General features: G+C 36.4%; 4 protein-coding genes and 1 pseudogene. All 5 read left to right on the forward strand.

Features of this window, described 5'->3' with window-relative positions; genetic code table 11:
* Positions 1-198: pseudogene (locus tag AC3DU7_RS22595) on the forward strand (zinc ribbon domain-containing protein); the annotation flags it as partial.
* A gap of 524 nt (positions 199-722) precedes the next feature.
* Positions 723-1,325, forward strand: a complete 603-nt coding sequence (locus AC3DU7_RS22600) for a DUF1517 domain-containing protein (protein ID WP_488041097.1) — start codon at positions 723-725, stop codon at positions 1,323-1,325.
* Between the two features lie 248 nt (positions 1,326-1,573).
* Positions 1,574-2,452 carry a hypothetical protein gene (locus tag AC3DU7_RS22605; RefSeq protein ID WP_488041098.1) on the forward strand — a complete coding sequence of 293 codons (879 nt, stop codon included), beginning with the start codon at positions 1,574-1,576 and terminating at the stop codon, positions 2,450-2,452.
* A gap of 715 nt (positions 2,453-3,167) precedes the next feature.
* On the forward strand, positions 3,168-3,980 hold the full coding sequence (locus AC3DU7_RS22610; protein WP_488041099.1) for a RusA family crossover junction endodeoxyribonuclease: 813 nt from the start codon (positions 3,168-3,170) through the stop codon (positions 3,978-3,980).
* Positions 3,981-4,168: 188 nt separating this feature from the next.
* Positions 4,169-5,933: CHAT domain-containing protein (locus AC3DU7_RS22615; protein WP_488041551.1), on the forward strand; the 1,765-nt coding region annotated here is incomplete at its 3' end.

The following is a 5,933-nucleotide window of genomic DNA, read 5'->3' on the forward strand; positions in this document are numbered from 1 at the left end:
GCAGTGAATTAGTCATAGCTGATAGATTTTACCCAAGTTCTCAAATATGTTCAAACTGTGGGCATCAACAGAAAATGCCCTTGCACTTGAGAACTTATGTTAGCGCAGCTTTGCGTTAGCAAATGTAGTGAATGCGGTTTTGAAGCTGATAGAGACTTTAACGCTGCTATCAACCTGAAAAACTATGTGTATCAGTAGCTTGAGTCAAGAGCGAATTGAAGCCTGTGGAGAAGATAAGTTACAGACTGCGGTCAGTGGTCTTCTGTGTTTGCGCAGCATTGCGGAACGCAAAGCAGGAAGCTAGCTCCAAAGCTTATGCAATCGTGTATGGGTAAGTTTGGGTAAGTTTAGTAGAACGGAAATGGAAGCATTTTTCTACCTGCTTGGTGCGCGTTCACTTTCTATAACTGAATCTCTTGAGTTCACCACAGACTCAATTCTGAGGAGGGTAGGCAAAGGAAGATACCGCGTGCAACAAACAGGGAGTATCAAAAAAAGAAGAACCAATAATTATACTGATATAGATTATGTGATTACCTAAATAAACACTAAATAGCATTTTGATTTCAACTTTAAACATACTTGGCAGCAAAAAGACAAAATATAGATATTATTAGCTACTAACCACTGAATTTTTATCATAACTAATTATTCAAACATGATATAATTAGTCTTTATTACTTTTGGATTTTTGGATTTTTGGATTTTTTTGAAGGTAAATTATGAGTTCTTGGCAAGATAGTTTCAAAAAATTTACAGGTAAAACTCGATTTGTTGTCTCTCGTTTATTTCTCCACCTAGCGGGTTCAGAGGTAACGCCTTTCTTGGGTGTTTTGAATCGAGCTGTAAGGGAAATAGTTGCATCAGAAGGTAACTTGGAAGTAGCAGGAGAGGAACTCGTTGAAGTCTGTCAGAGTCTGCTACAATATGATACCTATTGGCAGTCTGCTGCTAATGAGGGAGATGTAATTTGGAATGAAGGAGAAGCAGGAGATTTCTTTGACGAACTCTTTACAGACTCAGCTTCTCGTTACCTAAGCTCTGGGGACAATGAAGATTATGAAGCAGATGATCAACTCCTAACTTTATCACCTACTGGTAACTTAGTAGTCATGCTCACAGTTGCTTTCGAGGGAGAAGTACCAGATATTGAAGCCGATCTTGCTAGTATGGATGCAATGACTACAGCACTAAAAGCCTTAATTAATCTGCATTATCAAGAAAAACTACGAGGTATTCAAATACATTTTTCTCCAGCACGTTTAGGAGATGAGTTAGATAATGAACAATTATTAGTAAACTTTTCTGAACTTATTCCTTTGTAATAAAGACAGCAGGGAGTGAGACAACAACTGCTACTCATTCCCTATCAAACCTGGGGTATTTATAGCAGTTGACTTATAACTTTTGACTTTTAAATTATGACTTTTGACTAATTATTCCCTGCTCAAAAGCCAACTTGATATGGTCTCGGGGTCTCCCGTTATAATCTGCGATTTAACGGGAGAGAACTTCACATCAAGGTAGAATAATAAATAGAACTTACTCAAAGTTGTTTAGGGAAAATTATAATATGTTACGTAAATTAACTGTTTTGTTTATGTGTTTAACATTGTGTTGGACAACTGTCGCCTGTGGCAGTTCCAACACAACATCATATCAAAACTCAAATTCCAATATTTCTTCTAACCTCACTAAGCAAAACCGAAATCAAGTAACTCAGGGACAATATCCCGTACAACAGGCAACTTATAACGATGCTAACGGTGAGTATACCTTAATGTTACTGAATACTCCGTCAGGTACACCACCGATGTATAGTACTACAGATTTGCAAATGGCAAGTTTGACTGAAGAAGAAATTCAGGAAGGCAAAAATAATTATGCTGAGATTAATGGCAACCAAGCTAGTTTACACATTAAACCAGACTTTAAAATTGAATATGTACACAACGTTACTGAAGTCCAAACCGATCCCCAAACAGGTAGACAAGAAACAATAATTGTGCGTCGAGAGTCTAACTTCTGGACACCTTTTGCCGGGGTAATAGCAGGTCAGGTAGTTGGTGGAGCAATTAGTAATATGTTGTTCAGACCTCAATACTATGTACCGCCAGTTTATCAACCAGGTGGAGTAATGACTGGTTATGGTGGGTATGGCAATAGCTATGACCAAGCTGTTAACCGATATCAAGAACGTTATCAAGCTCCACCAGCAGCAGTGAAAAATCGTCAAACATTGCGTGCTACAGGTGTAACTAATTCAACTAGAAGTAACAATACTCGCAGACAGCAGCAAAATCTAAATCGTTCCACGGGAAGCGGTGCTAGTGCTAGTGACTTGCGTCGCTCAAATCAAGCAAAACCTCGCCAACAACGTCGTAGTTTTGGTAGTGGCGGGTTATCTCCCTCTCGTCGTAGTGGTGGTTTTGGAACTAGACGACGCCGTTAATGAAGTCAGAAGTTAGAAGTCAGAAGTCAGAAGTTAGAAAGGGGGTGAGGCGTTTTCAGAGGCAGTTTCGACCTAGAAAGCTAGCTGAAATCTGAACGCTGACAATAAATGAATCACATTTATTAGGACTTACGCACCTCAACCTATTTCTGTCATTGCGACCGATAGGGTTTGCGGAGCAGTCCGGAACGGAAAGCAATCTCAAGTTAGTTTTTCGTACCTCATGCGTAATGCGCAAGTCCTGATTTATCTAAAATTATAGCTACAACAATTAACTAATTTGAGAAGGGGCGAACAACTGTTTGCCCCTAAATTTTATGCTCAGAAAAGGTGTTGGTGAATCAACATAAGAATTATAGCGCTGTGCGCAGCTCATTTGGCAGTAGGCAATAGCGGTCAGACCCCGCGCCGCCGCTAGGCGCAAGGGAATGCTGACCAAGAGAGGCAGTAGGGGGGATAAAAAGCTTATTATATAAAACTTTTAGCTATTGGACAGTTCCTGACATTTGTAAAGCAAGCCAGCGCACATTGCTATAAGATATTTGGACTAACCGTAATCAACATAAGAATTATGAATACCCCTTTGATTAGTTGCTCCCGAATAACCCGTAAACGAAATAATCTGTAGGGACGTTGCATGCAACGTTCCTACCTATTCCCTATTAGCCTGAGAAACACTATATAGTCAACTTCTTCACATAATATCTAATATCAAATGTTAATTAATTGGCAAGACTTAATAGCAGAAATTAATTTTAAACATAAACAATGCCAAGACGACCTTAATGCTATGGCATTTGCTTATTCTTTAGGGCAATTATTGCTAGAAATTCAAGCTTTATTGTCTCCCACTGAATGGGAATCTTGGGTCAAAAAGAATTGCAATTTCTCAGAAAGTTGTGCTGAAACTTATCTGCAAATAGCTAAAAGTTGGCCTAGTTTCCGGACACAATTAGATGCTTATAGAAAAGTAGATTTATCTGCCATGGAGAATATGCCCGAGATGCCACTTATTTCCTCTAAGTCAAAGGATAATTTTGAAGAAGACGTGGATACAGAAGTGAATCAAATTATTCCATTATTGAGCAATACTGAAAATTTTCCGACCTCTGTTCCAGATCCTGAAGAATCTGAAAATGCCACAATTATTAACTTTTATCTTCCTGGGAAAGTAGTTCCAAAAGCACGGCCACGAGTTACGACTAATGGTACTTATTTACCACCTCGATATCGTGCTTGGAGAAATCAGGCAGAAGTAGAAATTTACCGTCAAGTTTCTGAGCTTAATTTAGAAGTCAACTTACCAATTAAAAAAGCAGCTATTTCTATCAGTTTTTGTGGTAAACATCGTACTAATTCCGATTTAGATAATTTAGCTGGGGCTTGTCTTGATGCTTTAACATTAAATGGTGCGGGAGTACTACAGGACGACCGCTTGAGTTGTATTCCTAAGCTGACTATTGAATATGTTCCTAATGTTAAGGAAACGGGAGTTCAGATTAAAATTGAAATACTTCCTGTGAGGTAAATTTTTAACCTATTTGAAGGCTAATTTTTTCATCAAAACTAGATAATTAAAAGACTTGTTAATAGTAATTGTATAAATTTCTAGTAGCTTCTAGGATAAATTTAAGAGAAATCACTAGTTTATGTATGGAGAATGTTGAAATTATAATGAGTTTATGGATATAAATAAATTCACCCAAAGAATATAAAATGAGAAATTGGAAATATTTTAAATTAATTATCGGTACTGGATTTTTCCTAGTTTTGTGTCCATTTCTAGTAACAGAGAAAATACATATACATTCAAAGGCAATTGCACAAAAGGCCACAAAATATAGCGATAAAACTACGTTTCGCTGGCGCGATCGCCTCGCCCAAGAAAATTTAGCAATAGAAGCACAACAACTTGACGATCGAGCTACACAACAATATCAAAATGGCGAATTAGAAGCAGCTTTAGAAACTTGGCAACAGGTATTAGAAATTCATAATCAACAAGGCGATCGTGCTGCTATTAGTCGTACTTTAAATGAAATTGCTATTATTTACGATACTCAAGGTAAATATTCCCAGTCTTTAGAGTTTTATCAAGAGGCTTTAAAAATTGCTCAACAGGAAAAAGATAATGCAAATATTAGTGCAATTTTAAGTAATATGGGGTTAGTTTATTCTCATTTAGGTCAATACGAACAAGCTATAAATTTTTATCAGCAAGTTTTAAAGATTAACCCCCCAACAAAAGCTACAATTTTAAATAATATTGGCGCTATTTATCGTCACTTAAAAGAATTTCCAAAAGCCTTAGAATTTTATCAACAATCTTTAGCAATTCATCGGCAAAATCAAGACCGTTTTGGTATAGCTACAACTCTTGATAATATAGGTGTAATTTATCGAGAACAAGGCAAAAATTCTCAGGCATTGGAATCTCATCAGGAAGCATTAATTATTCGAGAAGAATTGGGCAACAAAGAAAGTCAAGCAGCTACACTTCATCATATTGGTATAGTACATCGGGAGTCAGACCGACATCAAGATGCTTTACAATTTCTGACTCATACTTTAATTATAGATAGACAACATGGAAACCAGGATGGAGAAAGAATTATCCTGGCAAATATCGGTAAATTATTAGAAAGAAAAAATCACCCTCAATTAGCAATAATCTTTTATAAACAATCAGTTAATATTACTGAAACTATTCGCAAAGATTTAAAAGTATTACCAGTAGAACAGCAGAAATCTTATATAGAAAGTGTTGCAGAAATATATCGTACTTTGGCTGACTTATTGCTCCAAGAAAAACGCGCCATAGAAGCACATCAAATTCTAGATTTATTGAAGGAACAAGAGATATTTGAATATATGGGAAACTTAAAAACTGATGAGGATGAATATACTGAAATTCCATTGTTAGAACTAGAAAAAAAATTCTGGAAAAGGTACACTCAGTTAATGAATGAAGTCAGCAATAACCAGATTGAATATCAGAATATTTCGTCAGATAAATTGCTGAGTATTCATGATTTTATTGATAGTGAAGAAGTGGCAAAAATTGTTTCAGAATTAGATAAAAATGCTCATGGTCAAAAACTTAGTTCGGATCTGTTGCTTTCCTTAAAGTATGAACTTCAAGAACATCAAGAAAAAAATACGGTAGTCTTATATCCATTACTTTTAGAAGACCGCTTAGAATTAATATTAGTCAGTGCTAATTCCGATCCAATTCATCGCACTGTTTCAGTAACCAAAGAAGAATTTAATCAAGCGATCCTTAAATTAAGAGTGAGATTAACAAATAGAAATAAAGCCCAATCATTATCTAGAGGAAATAATAATCAACCCGATCGAAGAGTTATGGAAGCTGGAACAAAACTTTACAATTGGTTGATAAAACCTATAGAACCTCACCTCACAATCATGAATGCTAAAACTATTGTTTATGCACCCGATGGTCAACTACGTTATGTTCCTT

Source organism: Okeania sp., from assembly GCF_983059655.1.